This window comes from Marivirga atlantica, assembly GCF_016734805.1.
Taxonomy (GTDB): domain Bacteria; phylum Bacteroidota; class Bacteroidia; order Cytophagales; family Cyclobacteriaceae; genus Marivirga; species Marivirga atlantica.
Genome location: NZ_JAERQG010000002.1, coordinates 913309 through 928467 on the forward strand (window position 1 = coordinate 913309; position 15159 = coordinate 928467).

Sequence of the window (15159 nt, forward strand, 5' to 3'; positions counted from 1 at the left end):
AGTAAGTTATGGATTTATTTTGTGCCACCTACGCACTATTGCTGTATTAGAATTCTATAAATTGTTTTAAATCATATGCGAAGACTAGCCAAAGCTTTTCTGATTATATCAAGTTTAGGATATACCTCATTTCTGTTTTATGTATATGCCTATTTTGCAGATCAGCCTCGCATATATGTGCGTTTTTTAAATAATGAATTATCATTTACAAGTAATACACTTTTCTACACAGGAATTATAGTTCCTATTATTGTTGTATTGGTTTGTGTATTACTAGCAAGTGTAATCGATAAACAGCCGGTAGGAGTTAGGCTATATTTAAAACATGCCAAAGTAAAAGATCAGCTTTTTAACTGGAGTATGGGCATGGCGGGAATATTTAATTTCTTTGCTGCGGCTGTTGTAAGCATTGTTTTATTCTCCAACAATGAGGAAGGTTTAACAAGAACAGGATATGCTCCCTTTCTTTTTATAGGTGTTATTCTTTTGAGCGTTTGGATAATTTTACTTCCGGTAATACTATTCAAAAATAAGCAAGAGTCGCACTAATAATTTTAAGGAGTTTTTTATTTTTTCCTTAGCGGGATACATTCGCTTGATTGAAATATATAACCTATTCATAATCAATCATCTTTGCGATAGTATTTAAATGTAAGCTTTATTTAATCATAGCGTCATCGTAGCTAAGTCCTGCTTAACGGTCTAAATATTGCATTTAAATCATGCTTTTTAATTTGAAAAAGCTTTGTAATTTTAAAATTGGAGTAAGTTCAAATCATTGATGAGATAGAGATATGGCAGATGTTCAATATACCGAAGACAGTATAAAATCCCTTGACTGGAGAGAGCATATTAGGCTAAGGCCTGGTATGTATATTGGAAAGCTGGGGGATGGCTCATCACCTGATGATGGTATTTATGTGCTGGTAAAAGAAGTTATAGATAACTCTATAGATGAGCATATGATGGGTTATGGTAAAACCATAGAGGTTAAAATAACTGATCAACGTGTTGAAATAAGAGATTATGGTAGAGGAATTCCGCTTGGTAAAGTGGTTGATTGTGTTTCTAAAATAAATACGGGTGGTAAATATGATTCATCCGCATTTCAGAAGTCAGTAGGATTGAATGGTGTTGGTACTAAAGCCGTTAATGCCTTATCAAACTATTTTAAGGTTCAAGCTTTTAGAGAAGGACAAACCAAAGTAGCTGAATTTGAGCGTGGTAAGATTACCAATGATGCGGAAATCACCAAATCTAGTGGGAGAAATGGTACTTTAATGGTTTTTGAACCAGATGACACTGTTTTCAAAAATTATCATTTTATTCCGGGCTTTTTAGAAGAACAGATTTGGAACTATGCCTTCCTGAACGCAGGTTTGACCATCAATTTTAATGGTGAAAAGTTTCATTCTGCCAAAGGACTCTATGATTTGTTAGAAAGAAAAACCGATGAGGAAAATAATCGATATCCGATCATACACTTGAAAGGTGAAGATATTGAGTTAGCCATGACACACGGTAATCAATATGGTGAGGAGTACTACTCATTCGTAAACGGACAAAATACTACGCAGGGTGGAACACACCTTCAGGCCTTTAAAGAATCGATTGTAAAAACAATCAGAGATTTTTACGGCAAAAATTATGATCCTTCAGATATAAGACAAAGCGTTTCAGCAGCGATAGCTGTTCGTGTGCAGGAGCCAGTTTTTGAATCTCAGACTAAAACAAAGTTAGGTTCACAAAATGTAGCGCCTGATGGGCCAACTATGAGAACCTTCATAAACGATTTCGTTAAAAAGGCTCTTGATGATTACCTGCACAGAAATCCTAAAACGGCAGAAGCACTTCAAAAAAGAATTCAACAGTCTGAGCGAGAACGTAAGGACATGGCAGGTATTAAGAAGCTTGCTAATGAGCGTGCAAAAAAAGCGAATCTGCATAATAAAAAGCTGAGAGATTGTCGTGTACACTATGATACGAATCATGACAATAGAGATAATACAATGATCTTTATCACAGAGGGTGATTCAGCTTCAGGATCAATTACCAAGTCTCGTGATGTGCAGACGCAGGCGGTATTCTCTTTAAGAGGTAAGCCGCTTAACTGTTATGGCAAGACTAAGAAATTGGTTTATGAAAATGAAGAGTTCAACCTCTTACAACATGCCTTAAATATAGAGGATGGATTAGAAGGCTTGCGTTTCAGGAAAGTGATTATCGCTACTGATGCCGATGTGGATGGAATGCATATTAGGCTATTGCTTATGACTTTTTTCTTGCAGTTTTTCCCTGATTTAGTACGTGATGGTCATTTATATATTCTTGATACGCCACTATTTAGGGTAAGAAATAAAAAGGAGACCATTTATTGCTATACCGATGAAGAACGCAGAAATGCTATTTCTAAATTAGGCAACAAACCAGAAATCACTCGCTTTAAAGGGTTGGGAGAGATATCACCTGAAGAATTCGGTAATTTTATAGGTAGCGATATCCGTTTGGATCCGATTATTTTAAATAATCAGACTAAAATAAAAGATCTTCTAAATTTCTACATGGGCACCAATACCATGGAACGTCAACAATTTATCATTGATAAATTACGTGTAGAGAAGGATTTAGAAGAGGAAATTGCAGAGGTTTAATAATTAGCTATTAAGCTATTTCAACCAAAGTTTTAACCATTTAAGTTTAAAAATTACTCTTCCTTAAAAATGAAGGAAAACGAAGAAAATAACGAAGAACAACATAAAAACGAAGAAGGTAAAGAGAAGCTAACCAATGTTATTCCTGTATCAGGAATGTACGAAAACTGGTTCCTCGATTACGCTTCTTACGTGATTTTAGAGCGAGCAGTACCTGCTAATGAGGATGGTTTTAAGCCTGTGCAGCGTAGAATCATGCATGCCATGAAGGAAATGGATGATGGCCGTTTTAATAAAGTAGCTAATATCATTGGCCAAACCATGCAATACCATCCACATGGTGATGCTTCAATTGGTGATGCCATTGTGAATCTTGGTCAGAAAGATCTATTAATTGAAACACAGGGTAACTGGGGAGATATTAGAACGGGTGATAGATCAGCCGCTCCACGTTATATCGAGGCCAGGTTATCCAAATTTGCCCTTGATGTCGTTTTTAATCCTCAAACTACAGATTGGCAACTCTCTTATGACGGGCGAAAAAAGGAGCCTGTAACACTTCCTGTTAAGTTTCCATTATTATTGGCACAAGGAGTTGAAGGTATTGCGGTAGGTTTATCAACTAAAATTCTTCCTCATAACTTCTGTGAACTTATTGAAGCGAGTATCAACGTATTAAAAAATAAGAAAGTAGAAATCTATCCTGACTTCCCTACAGGAGGGATGGCTGATTTTTCTGAATACAATGATGGTTTAAGAGGTGGTAAAATAAGAGTTAGGGCTAAAATTGAGGAAGGTGAGAAGCGTACGCTCTTAATAAAGGATATCCCTTTCGGAACCACAACCACTGGTTTAATTGACTCTATCATAAAAGCCAATGACAAGGGTAAAATCAAAATCAAAAAGGTTACCGATAACACAGCAAAGGATGTAGAGATAGAAGTGCAGCTAGCTTCAGGGCAATCGCCAGATATCACCATTGATGCACTTTATGCTTTTACTGATTGTGAGGTGTCAATTTCACCGAATGCTTGCGTCATCATTGATGATAAGCCACATTTTTTAACAGTATCGGAAATTCTGAAAAGAAATACTCAGGATACTGTTGAACTCTTAACCAGAGAGCTTGAAATTAGGAAAGGTGAGTTAATGGAGAAAATTCTCTTTTCCTCATTAGAGAAAATCTTCATTGAAAATAGAATATACAGAGATATAGAAGAGGCTGAAACGTGGGAAGATGTCATCAATAGAATTGATAAAGGTTTAGACCCTTTTAAACCGCAGTTCTACAGAGAAATTACGGAAGAAGATATTGTTCGGCTTACAGAAATTAAAATCAAGCGAATTTCAAAATTTGATAGCTTCAAGGCGGATGAAGCTATGCGAAAAATGGAAGAGGAGCTTAAAGAAGTAGAGCATAACCTGGCGAACATTACGGATTTTGCTATTGCATACTTCAAGAAGTTACTCGATAAATACGGTAAAGGAAGAGAGCGTAAAACTGAGATTAAAAACTTTGATACCATTACTGCGGCTACAGTGGCCGCAAATAACCAAAAGCTTTATGTAAATAGGGCAGAGGGCTTCATTGGTTATGGTATGAAAAAGGACGAGTTTGTAACTGACTGTTCCGACATTGATGATATTATTGTTTTCCGTAGAGATGGCATTTACAAAGTTGTTAGAATAGATGAAAAGGTTTTTGTGGGTAAGGATATTATCCATGTAGCTGTCTTTAACAAAAATGATGAGCGCTTAGTATACAATGCAGCTTATTTAGATGCTAAAACAGGTAGAACCATGGTGAAGCGTTTTCAGGTGTTATCAGTAACCCGCGATCGTGATTACGATGTTACCAAAGGGGCAAAAGGTTCAAAAGTACTTTACCTGGCTGCTCGTCCTAATGGAGAAGCCGAGGTAATAAATGTTAAACTTTCAAATTCCAGCAGGGCAAGGGTTAAAGTTTTCGATTATGACTTTGCTGAACTTGAAATTAAAGGAAGAGGTGCCGGAGGTAATATTCTAACTAAATATCCTGTAAAGAAAATAGAATTTAAGCTACTTGGTGAAAGTAGTTTCGGTGGACTAAAAATATGGTATGACAGCTCAGTTGGGCGATTAAATACTGATGAGCGGGGAGAGCTAATTGGTTCATTCCATGGTGATGACAACATATTGGTCATTAATAAAGATGGTTCTTATGAACTGAGTAGTTATGAACTCACTAATAGGTTCGAAAACGAGAAAATAGAACTAATCGAGAAGTTTGATCCTAATAAGGTCATTTCTTGTGTGTATTACGATGGGGTGGCTAAAACTTATTATGTGAAACGCTTCCAAATTGAGACAAGAACTGTAAATAAGCAATTTCTTTTTATAAGTGAACATAGAGGTTCCAAATTAGAAGTGGTTACTACAGAGAAAGATCCTCAGCTGGAAATAGTATACAAAAAAGGAAAAGGACGGGAGAAGGAGACATCAATATATGATTTTGACATGTTAATTGATGTGAAAGGATGGAAGGCTCAAGGCAATAAGCTTTCACAATATGATGTAACCAAAATAAAATTACTGACCCCAGAGAAGCCTAAAGAACAGAAAAAAGATTTTAAGGTAGGAGAGTCTGTTGATTTGAGCTTACCGGATAAAGATGATGATCAAATAACGCTGTTTTAAGTGAATCATGATCAAAATAAACTCAACAATTTCTTAATTAAGAAATACGCAGAATTTATTTCCGATAGAAGGAAAGAATTCATTGATGAGGTGCTCCAAAATAGAACAGAGCATCTCACCATCGTTGTAGAGGATTTAATTGATCCTCATAATATCAATGCCATATTCAGAACAGGTGAATGCTTTGGTGTTCAGCACTTTCACATCATTGATAATATTCAGAAATTCCATATAGGTAGAGGTGTTAGTAAAGGCGCTACTAAATGGATTGATATTCATAGATATGATCAAGCTGATATTAATAATAGCAAAGAAGCTATTGAAAAACTTAAGCTGAAAGGTTATCAGATTCTTGCCACTTCGCCAGATGAAAATGCTGTATCATTTAAATCCGTAGATATCAGCCAGCCCACAGCCTTAATCTTTGGTAATGAGCGTGATGGTATCAGTCAAACTGTTAAAGATGAGGCAGATCAATTGATTAAAATACCAATGTTTGGCTTTACGGAGAGCTTCAATGTATCAGTAGCTGCTGGCATTTTAATACAAGAGTTCACAACCAAAATTAGAAAAGAAGTGTCTGATTGGGGCCTCAGCGAAAGTCAAATTAATGATTATAAATTGCAGTGGTATAAAAAATCCATGGCCAGACCTGACTATTACCACGATTATTTCGTTAAGGCCTTTGAACTAGAAAACAACTGATGATTAAATTCATTATCAGATCAACCTTAGTACTACTTATTTCGGCAATTGTCTTTACTGTTTTTGCTAATGTGCTTATTATTTCCCAGACAAAGAGCCAGTTATATTACAAAATCAGTGAGGTGCCTAATAAAAAGATAGCCCTCGTTTTGGGTACGAGTAAGCGCACTGTTAAAGGAGAATCCAATTCTTTTTTTAGTCACCGAATGGAAGCGGCTGCTAAATTATATGAACAACACAAAGTTCAAAAATTGCTTTTAAGTGGTGATAACAGAACTAAGTACTATAATGAGCCTGCAGATATGAAAAAATCTTTGGTAGCTTTGGGCGTGCCCGAAAGCGCTATTGAAATTGATACTGCTGGCTATAGAACGTTTGAGAGTATCTCACGCTGTGCGGAAGTTTTTAATGAAAAAGATATCGTGATTATTACACAGGAGTTTCATGCTTATAGAGCGCTTTATATAAGTCAATTTTTTAATTTAGAAGCAGTAGCTTTTTGCGCAGAAGAAGTACCAGTTTATGCCTCAAGTAAAGTAAATATCAGGGAGTTTTTCGCGAGACCGAAGGCACTTCTTGATGTATACCTGCCAAATGAATCAATCAAAACTTTAAGCTTATAAAATATATTTCATGAGGTTTAGTCTTTCCCTTATACTTCTCTTTTTATCGAGTTTTTCCATAGACCTTAAGGCTCAAACTGAAGCATTTGGTTATGTGAAGGATGCATCAACTGGTGAAGTATTACCTTTTGTGAATGTATATTTTTCGGGAACACAATCAGGTAATACAACCGATATCAAGGGCTTTTTTGAAATAAAGACTACGGCAAAATCAGATACAATTATTGCTTCTTATATTGGTTATAAGCCCCAAAAAGTTAAGATAAAGAGCGGTCAGGTAAATGAACTATCTATTGAATTAGAACCAGACATCATTGCTTTAAACGAAGTAATTGTTCGACCAGGAGAAAACCCGGCCTGGAAGGTTATGCGCAAAGTAGTAGCTAATAAAGAAAAGTATGAGCCTAAAAACCTGGAAGCATCAGAGGTAGAGAGTTACACCAAAATTGAAGGTTATATCGACAAAATGAATGCTGTTTGGGAAAATAGAAAAATCATTCAAAAAATTGTAGCTACTGTTGATAGTATAGCTCCGTTGCGTAATAAGAAGGGTCAAAAGATGATACCTGTATTCTTTTCAGAAAGCCTTTCTAAAGTATACAAACGTTACAACCCTGAGTTAATTAAAGAAGAGGTCTTAAATAGTAATATACAGGGTATTCTAGTTGGTGAAAACTCTATAGCTCAGCAGTTTGTAGGTTCTGCTTTTCAAGAGTATGATTTCTCCGATGATTGGATGCAGTTATTCGGAAAGCAGTTTGTATCACCTATCGCTAATGGTTGGAAACTTTATTATGAGTATGAGCTGATTGATTCATTAATGATTGATGGTGCCATGCATTATCAAATTGAATTTGAACCTAAGAACAGCCAGAATTTAGCTTTCGTTGGTAAAATGCTTATCGAAAAAGGTACATTCGCACTAAAGAACATCAACGCTAATATTACAGAAAACACCAATATTAACTACTTAGCAGGTTTACAAATCAATCAAGATCTTGCCTTATATGGTAAAGAGCAAGTTTTACTCCCTAAACTAGTTGATGTTAAGTTAGATGTTGACCCAATTTTGGGAGTATATCCCGGTATGTATGCACATTTCAAACTGTCTTACAAGGATTATGTATTGAATAAACCTAAGCCAACAAGTTTCTTTTATGTGCCTGTCCGGGTAATGCCAAAGCAAGCTAAAGAGGATTTTTGGGAGACCAAAAGGCACATACCCCTGGAAGAAAGTAATGAGCAAATTAAAGAAATGATTACCGATATTCGTAACATCAGGGCAGTTAAAACTTATGAAGATTTACTTGAGTTTGGACTTACAGGTTATTTTGAATGGGGTAATTTTGATTTGGGCCCTTATCCTTATCTATATACTTATAATGATATTGAAGGTAGCAGAATTCAAGTTGGTGCCAGAACGAATGACAGACTAAGTAAAAATTGGGAGCTAGATGGCTTTGTTGCCTATGGTGAGCGCGATAATGAATGGAAATATAATGGTAAGCTAACTTACATTTTAAGTAGAGCTCCGTGGCGTACAGCTAGTTTTTCACATGGTTATGACCTTTATCAATTGGGGCTTAAGGATGTTTCTCCGGATGACAACCCATTCTTCTATGCATCGAGTAGATTTGGTAACCTCATTAAACCATACTATAGCACAACTAATAAGTTTGAAATAAGCAATGATTTTAATTATGGCTTAAATGCAACTGTAGGAGCCAAAGCTACCACATTCGACCCAATTTTTGATTTTGAGTATGAGCATAACCCTAGTGATAGTTTGTCAAACACTTCAACTCGTTTTAAAACTACCGAATTATCTATTGGTTTAAGGTTCGCAAAAGGAGAGCGGTATCTTATTGATGGGAATCAGAAATTGATTGTTGGAAGGAATAAATGGCCTGTTTTTGAATTAAAATATAGAGCAGGCCTGAAAGGTGTTTTAGATAGTGACTTTAATTATCATCAGCTTGATTTAAGCATTTCCCATTATATACCTTATGATGGGATTGGACTCGGTAAAATGAATTTCGAGGCAGGAAGGATGTTCAGCAGTGTACCTTATCCATTGCTTAAAGTTCATACCGGTAATCAAGGTTTATTCTTTTCAGATGCAGCTTTTAATTTGATGAACTTCTATGAATTTGTTAGTGATTCATACGTAAGTCTAAAATACACACACTATTTCGAGGGTATTATTCTGAATCAAGTTCCACTCCTTAAAAAGCTTAAGTGGCGGTTGGTTGGAACTACTAATATTATTTATGGAGGTATGTCTGATGCCAATAAAGCTAAAGCAGGTGATGAATTTGGCACTGAGGCGGGTTTTTATACCTTAAGTGATAAGCCGTACGTTGAGTTAGGTTATGGAGTAGAGAATATATTTAAGGTGGTAAGAGTAGATTTTTACCACCGTTTGACCTATCTGAATAATCCTAATATTAGTAAGTTTGGTGTAAAGATTAATTTCCAGTTAATCCTATAAAAATCATTTATTTAATCATCCAATTCAAGAGCTTCCAGTATATCAGCCATTTCATCAAAATCCTTGTAGCCTGGTCTAATTTCTTCGCCACCCTTTAAGGAAATTCCTTTAATTGAACTAGTAATTAATTGCTCAACATTATCTTCTGATAGATTAAAGCCAAATAATACTGGGTATTGATCAGCCAGCTTCAATACTTCTTCCTGAATATGAGTTTTATAGGTAATGCCTTGATCTGATTCGAAAAGAAAATAAGCTATATCATCTTTATAAGTTTCCATTTCCTTTGCAACAGCAGAGGCGTCTGCCAACTCTTCCATATTGTACTTAAGCATAAGCTTTTTGTTTAATGGCTTTAAAGCAGGAATGAGTGAGGCATCTTGTATTTGAATATAATCTAACTCATACTGCTTGGCTGTTTCTATAATTTCTTGCTCTGAAGAATCAGTGAACTCACCAACAAATTCAACACCTGATACCCAGCCTGTTAATTCTACAAAATTCTGATAATCCACATAGGTTTCAGCATTTTTGGAAAGTTGGAAGCCCATAAAGTCAACACCCATTCCGGCACAGTAGCGTGCATCACTTAAATTATTAACTGAAGAAATTTTAACAGTAGTTTTTAAGGCCATTTGATCTGATTTTGGCGCAAAATAAGTGAATGATAAGCGCAATGGGAAGGAAAGTAGCGAAATTATTAAAGAAGAAAGTAATTTATCCTACACATGAAGCATAGGATGAATTACAAAGATGAATTAATCGTTTGCTAAAATCTTATCAATTCTTGCTGAAAGATCATCCCAATGATAGGCTGTTAATTGGTCGTTATTCTTACCATATCTGGTTAAATCATTTTTGAGCCTATTCAATTCACCTCGCATTAATGAAATGATATCAGAAATTAGAATGCCGTTTTCTGGGTCTTCAGCTTCTAAATGATGGATATAATTACCTGCTATTTCAACATATTCACGTTGGATATTTCTTCTGTAAGCATCTGTTTTTTTATAGCTATAAAGTTCTGAAAATAGGCCTTTTCTTAGGTTGGTTAAAAACTCGATAACCGAATAAGCGTCATTTCCATAACGTTCTTCAGCTTCCACCATTCGGATGAGTCTATCTTCATCCAGCAATTGGTTTAAATTATACAGTTGAATTGATTTAACCCTGTCAATAGCACCATTGGATTCTATTCTGTCTAAAATGTCTTTATTTAGCAACCAATTTGGTGTAGTGAAGGCGTGGTCAAGTAAAAAGCTCAATGCATAGCGCTGAATACCTTTTGGTACGGGGGTATATAAAACACCTTCCTGATCGGCAGTTTTTCGTGTTTCATAAACACCACCAATGTTCGTAGTTACATGGCCAACATATCTCCTCCAGATATAGCCAAGCTCACGATATACTTCCTCTAACTCAGCATAAGTTTCTCCATCTGCACTGGTCCACTCCACTAGATTCGGTACAACTTTCTTTAAATTTGCCAAACCATATTCACTTGCTTTAACCTGGTCTTTACCAAGACTTTCTCTTTGAGATTGTGGATCTACGCCATCATAACCGCCTCCAAATTGGTACCATGGATTATCCGCCTTCTCGAGAATCCACTTATCAAGAGTAGCTTTTTCATCTTCTTTTGTCTCTGCATCAGGTAAATATCTGTAGCCCCAGTTGATAGCATATTCGTCATAAGGTCCCATCATTCTAATATATCTCACACCTTTATCTTCCGGCTGTGCTACGTAATTCACTCGTGCATAATCCATAATGGAAGGAGTGAGGCCATACTTTTGGGTAAAACTTGCTGAGCGTAGTGAATCAGTAGGGTAGGCTGAGCTAGCTTTCATATTATGGGGTAAGCCTAAGGCATGACCCACTTCATGAGCTATTACCATGCGCATCATTTCACCTATTTCAGCTTCAGGAGTTTGTAAAGTTCTTGCATCAGGATTTTGAGCACCTGCTTCAATCATGAATCTATTTCTATAGCTTCTTAAATGATTATGATACCATATAATATCAGACTCTAATATTTCTCCTGTTCTGGGATCTGATACAGATGGACCCACAGCATTTCTGGTTGTACTTGCCACATAACGGACTACCGAATAGCGGACGTCTTCTGGACTGAACTCAGGATCTTCTTCCTTTGTAGGAGCGTCTTTAGCAATGATGGCATTTTTGAAACCTGCTTTTTCAAATGCCACATTCCAATCTTCAATTCCCTGCTTAAAATAAGGTCTCCATTTTTCAGGAGTTGCAGGGTCTAAATAATATACAATAGGCTTTATAGGTTCTACTAACTCTCCTCTTTTGTAAGCTTCAACATCTTTGGGTTCAAGCCTCCATCTTCTTAGAATTTCATAATTATCTGATTTAAGCTCATCAGAGTTATAATTATACTTTTCTATGGTAAACCAGCCCACTCTGTAATCGGCCAGGCGAGGCATCATTTTATCTTCAGGAAGTAGAATCATAGATTGATTGAGCAACATGGAAATAGTATTAGCCTGATCTCTTTCTGGTGGGTTATCAGCATCATAGGTCATTACATGTTTTACCTCAATATTTTGTGGGTAAGAATTAACCGACTCTATATATGACCTACTTTGATCAAGCCTTTTTACACTATAACGCTTTCTAATTCGTGAAGACATCGCATTTAATGAGGCTACTTCTTTTTGATAAATATCACTTACATCTACTAATAAGCTCGTACTATCACTATTGAAAGCCTCTATTTTACTACTAAAAAGGATAGGAAAGAAGTTATTAGCTTCAACCGATTTGTATATTGGTGATTCTTCATCACTTTCGTTTTCGAAACTAACAACCTTTATGTCAATGTTATTTTTTCTTCTTTCCCAGCGAACAACTTGTTCATTAATTTTAGAGCCGGCATTTACATAACCACCTCCGAAATTGTCCGGTAGTTTGGCAATTCTACTTACCAAAAGCATATCTTTTCCTAATAGATTGAAGGGTATTTCGAAATACAGTTTGTCATTATTCATGTGAGTTTTAAAAAGACCATCATCAGTAATAGTACCTTTCTTAACTATTTCACTATATTTTTCAAACTCACTTTTCTTTTCCGATTTTTTTGAGGCACTCTGTTCCTCCTTTTTCTTCTTTTTTCCAAAGAACTGGGCATCGGCCGTAGAAATAAATAGTAGACTAAACGTTAAATAGCCAATAATTATAGAAAACTTCATAACGATAATTTTAATTTTTTTTAAATTAAAAATGAATGACCATTTAAATAACTAATTGTTATAATAACTTCTAGTTATTTATATAAATGGTAGTGTTAAGTGGCGAATACATAAAACAGTTTAATTCTGCTTGAGGATGAGTAAAATTTTTAAATTTCGCATGTGGTCCCGGTTAGAAAAAACTGTTGAGCAGAAGTCTAATATATTTCTATCACAATTTGCCTTAATAGTTGTTTTAGGATCCTTGGCTGCTGCTATTCATGACGCAATTTTTGAATCTGCAATTACTGTAATGCTAGATTCGGTTTTGGTGGTGGTATTTTTTGTCACCTACTTATTGAATGAAAGTCAAAAGCATTTAGCTGCTAAGCTAATCTTTGTTTTTGTAGGGCCTACATTGATATTTTTATATGCCTCTTTATTGCCCAAAGAAACTGGTGTATACTTTATTTTCTTCCCTATAATTACCATCATTTTTTTATTATTTGAGTTAAAGGATAATCTGTATAAATATGCCTCAGTTAGCTTTGCGCTTTTGTTGTTGCTTATTTTAGAATTAACCAATTATAATCCGTTTGGCTATAATACAGTGCTTCTGGAAGTAGTAAGTGAATCCTCATATTTGTTAAATCTGGTGACGGCTGTTGCTGTAACAATAGTCTCATTAATATCATTTGATAAGCTTAATGAGGAAATCGAGAATAAGCGCCAAGAAGCTATGAATATGGTAGAAGATAAAAATAAAGCGCTAAAAGAGATAAATGAAGAGCTCGATCAATTTGTTTATAGTGCTTCGCATGATTTAAAAGCCCCTCTATTATCTATTTTAGGATTAGTCAATGTAGCGAAATACGAAATTAAAGACCCTTCTTCAATCGAGTATTTTGAAAAAATTGAAAGCAGAGTACACAAACTGAATAATTTTATTCGAGAGGTGATAGAGATATCTAGAAATTCGCGAACAGAAATAAAAATGGAGGAATTTGATTTAGAGGGTTTATTAAAAGAAGTAATTGAGAATAACAGTTTTGTTGAAGATATTAAAACTTTCAATATTGAATTTAAGGTCGATGGTGCACGTGATATAAAAGGTGATAGGTCTAGAATTGAGATAGTGTTAAATAATTTGGTATCAAACGCTATTAAATACCGGAATCCTTATATTGAAAAGCCCTTTATCAAAATCAATACAGTAGCTAAAAATAATAAGTTAATAATTGATATAAAAGACAATGGTATTGGTATTAGTGAACTTCATATTGACAAGATTTTCGAAATGTTCTACCGTGGACATGAAGGTTCAGATGGTTCAGGATTAGGACTTTACATCGTGAAATCTACACTCGAAAAACTAAAAGGAGAAATTTCAATTAAATCAGAAGTGGGCAAAGGAACAAGTATAACTTTGATAATACCAATCAATGACCATAAAAATTAATAATATTTCAAATTCTTACAGTGAAGTGCAGATTGATTTAGAATTATATTGTATTTGACTGAATTACACTTTCTAATGAACTAACTAATAACTTTAATTGCTCAATTGTATGAGTTCTCATAATACTAAGTCTGATTAAACCTTTCCCTTTTTTAACTGCTGGAAATAACACAGGATTACAAAATACCCTCTTATCCATTAACTTTTTCCAAGTAGTGATGACCTGATCATCATTACCTAATGCAAGTGAAATGATTGGACCGTCTTTTGACAGTGGTGTAATTCCCTTTTCTTTTAGTAAGGCTATTAAGAAATCCTTCTTTTGATGGAGCTCCTTAATAAATGATGGATTAGCATCCAATAGATTTAAGCATGTTAAGGCAGAAGTTAACGAAGCAGGAGTGTTTCCTGCAGTAAATAAAAAGGGTTTAGCATTTACTTTAACGAATTCGATAATTTTTTTTGGTCCTACTATTGCACCTCCACAACTACCGAGACTTTTGGAAAATGTGATCGTAAATACATCAACTTTATCCATTACTTGTTGAAGTTCTGCAGCACCTCTTCCCTTATTGCCTAAAACTCCAACACTATGTGCTTCATCAACAATTAGTGTGATACTGTATTTCTCGCAAATTCCACAGATTGCTTTAATATTACCAGCATCACCAAACATTGAATATAATCCCTCTACAACACAAACGGTTGGTTTGATTTTACAACTCATTATTGTCTTTTCTAAGTCTTCAATATTATTGTGCTTAAAACTTCTTATCGTACATCGGGCCTGTCTTAAGCCGTCATATACCGAAGCATGGATCTGAGCATCTATAATAGCTATATCTTCACTTGTTAAAAGCGAACTAAGCAAACCTAGGTTGGTAGTATAACCTGTAGGAAAAACCAACGAAGCTTCCTTATTGTAAAAATTTGCTATTTTGTTTTCAAGTTTTTTATGTACATCAAGTGTGCCATTTAACAGTCTTGAACCTGTGACACCAGAACCATATTTCTTGAGTGAAGCAATACTTTCGCTTAAGACTTTTTCATGAGTAGTTAGTCCTAAATAATTATTGGATCCAAAGTTGAGCATATTAGCCCCATTCACCTTGATTACCGGACTCGAAGCAGTTGAAACTTCATTAAAGTAAGGGTATAATTCTAAGTTTTGAGCGTTTTGATTGAATTTGAAATTGTAGTTTTTATCAATTCGATTCTGGATATCTTCTTTTAACATTTTATTGGGGAGAAGTCGGGTTTAAAGTAAGGCTTAATATAAAATAAAGTATGTTGATAAAATTAATTTATACGAAGAAATCACCAATTATTGAGCTAGAAAATTGCTTCATTCGAAAAG

General features: G+C 35.1%; 10 protein-coding genes. 7 read left to right on the forward strand and 3 right to left on the reverse strand.

The features are described from left to right. Positions 1 to 75 precede the first annotated feature (75 nt). The 6 genes from JKP34_RS11065 to JKP34_RS11090 all read left to right on the forward strand — a co-directional run bounded on the left by JKP34_RS11065 (position 76) and on the right by JKP34_RS11090 (position 9146). Positions 76 to 549 carry a hypothetical protein gene (locus JKP34_RS11065; protein ID WP_201921087.1) on the forward strand — a complete coding sequence of 158 codons (474 nt, stop codon included), beginning with the start codon at positions 76 to 78 and terminating at the stop codon, positions 547 to 549. Between the two features lie 245 nt (positions 550 to 794). After that, the gene (locus tag JKP34_RS11070) at positions 795 to 2651 is read left to right on the forward strand and encodes a DNA topoisomerase IV subunit B (protein WP_201921090.1); all 1857 of its coding nucleotides are present in this window, start codon (positions 795 to 797) and stop codon (positions 2649 to 2651) included. Positions 2652 to 2720: 69 nt separating this feature from the next. Continuing rightward, positions 2721 to 5327, forward strand: coding sequence for a DNA gyrase/topoisomerase IV subunit A (locus tag JKP34_RS11075; RefSeq protein WP_201921093.1), 2607 nt, complete (start codon positions 2721 to 2723; stop codon positions 5325 to 5327). Beyond that, positions 5328 to 6032, forward strand: a complete 705-nt coding sequence (locus tag JKP34_RS11080) for a TrmH family RNA methyltransferase (protein ID WP_201921095.1) — start codon at positions 5328 to 5330, stop codon at positions 6030 to 6032. Then, positions 6032 to 6655 (forward strand): SanA/YdcF family protein, encoded by a 624-nt coding sequence (locus JKP34_RS11085; RefSeq protein ID WP_201921097.1) that lies wholly within the window; start codon positions 6032 to 6034, stop codon positions 6653 to 6655. Before JKP34_RS11080 ends, JKP34_RS11085 begins: the two co-directional genes overlap by 1 nt. 10 nt (positions 6656 to 6665) lie before the next feature. Further along, positions 6666 to 9146 (forward strand): DUF5686 and carboxypeptidase-like regulatory domain-containing protein, encoded by a 2481-nt coding sequence (locus JKP34_RS11090; protein WP_201921100.1) that lies wholly within the window; start codon positions 6666 to 6668, stop codon positions 9144 to 9146. Between the two features lie 11 nt (positions 9147 to 9157). Here JKP34_RS11090 and trpF read toward each other — a convergent pair whose 3' ends face one another. Continuing rightward, the gene (gene trpF, locus JKP34_RS11095) at positions 9158 to 9781 is read right to left on the reverse strand and encodes a phosphoribosylanthranilate isomerase (protein WP_201921102.1); all 624 of its coding nucleotides are present in this window, start codon (positions 9779 to 9781) and stop codon (positions 9158 to 9160) included. A gap of 123 nt (positions 9782 to 9904) precedes the next feature. Continuing rightward, complete coding sequence (locus tag JKP34_RS11100) at positions 9905 to 12364, reverse strand: zinc-dependent metalloprotease (protein ID WP_201921104.1); 2460 nt, start codon at positions 12362 to 12364, stop codon at positions 9905 to 9907. 160 nt (positions 12365 to 12524) lie between these two features. On the opposite strand from JKP34_RS11100, the gene JKP34_RS11105 reads away from it, so the two are divergent. After that, a complete protein-coding gene (locus JKP34_RS11105) occupies positions 12525 to 13802 on the forward strand; it encodes a sensor histidine kinase (protein WP_201921105.1) in 1278 nt (425 codons plus the stop codon). Between the two features lie 43 nt (positions 13803 to 13845). Here the strand turns inward: JKP34_RS11105 and JKP34_RS11110 are convergent, their stop codons facing one another. Then, positions 13846 to 15039 carry an aminotransferase class I/II-fold pyridoxal phosphate-dependent enzyme gene (locus JKP34_RS11110; RefSeq protein WP_201921107.1) on the reverse strand — a complete coding sequence of 398 codons (1194 nt, stop codon included), beginning with the start codon at positions 15037 to 15039 and terminating at the stop codon, positions 13846 to 13848. Between the last annotated feature and the right edge of the window lie 120 nt (positions 15040 to 15159).

Excerpts from the sequence above, each read along its gene's own strand:
- JKP34_RS11065 (WP_201921087.1), top strand. The coding sequence starts at position 76 with ATGCGAAGACTAGCCAAAGCTTTTCTGATTATATCAAGTTTAGGATAT.
- JKP34_RS11070 (WP_201921090.1), top strand. The coding sequence starts at position 795 with ATGGCAGATGTTCAATATACCGAAGACAGTATAAAATCCCTTGACTGG.
- JKP34_RS11075 (WP_201921093.1), top strand. The coding sequence starts at position 2,721 with ATGAAGGAAAACGAAGAAAATAACGAAGAACAACATAAAAACGAAGAA.
- JKP34_RS11085 (WP_201921097.1), top strand. The coding sequence starts at position 6,032 with ATGATTAAATTCATTATCAGATCAACCTTAGTACTACTTATTTCGGCA.
- JKP34_RS11090 (WP_201921100.1), top strand. The coding sequence starts at position 6,666 with ATGAGGTTTAGTCTTTCCCTTATACTTCTCTTTTTATCGAGTTTTTCC.
- trpF (WP_201921102.1), bottom strand. The coding sequence starts at position 9,781 with ATGGCCTTAAAAACTACTGTTAAAATTTCTTCAGTTAATAATTTAAGT.
- JKP34_RS11100 (WP_201921104.1), bottom strand. The coding sequence starts at position 12,364 with ATGAAGTTTTCTATAATTATTGGCTATTTAACGTTTAGTCTACTATTT.
- JKP34_RS11105 (WP_201921105.1), top strand. The coding sequence starts at position 12,525 with ATGTGGTCCCGGTTAGAAAAAACTGTTGAGCAGAAGTCTAATATATTT.
- JKP34_RS11110 (WP_201921107.1), bottom strand. The coding sequence starts at position 15,039 with ATGTTAAAAGAAGATATCCAGAATCGAATTGATAAAAACTACAATTTC.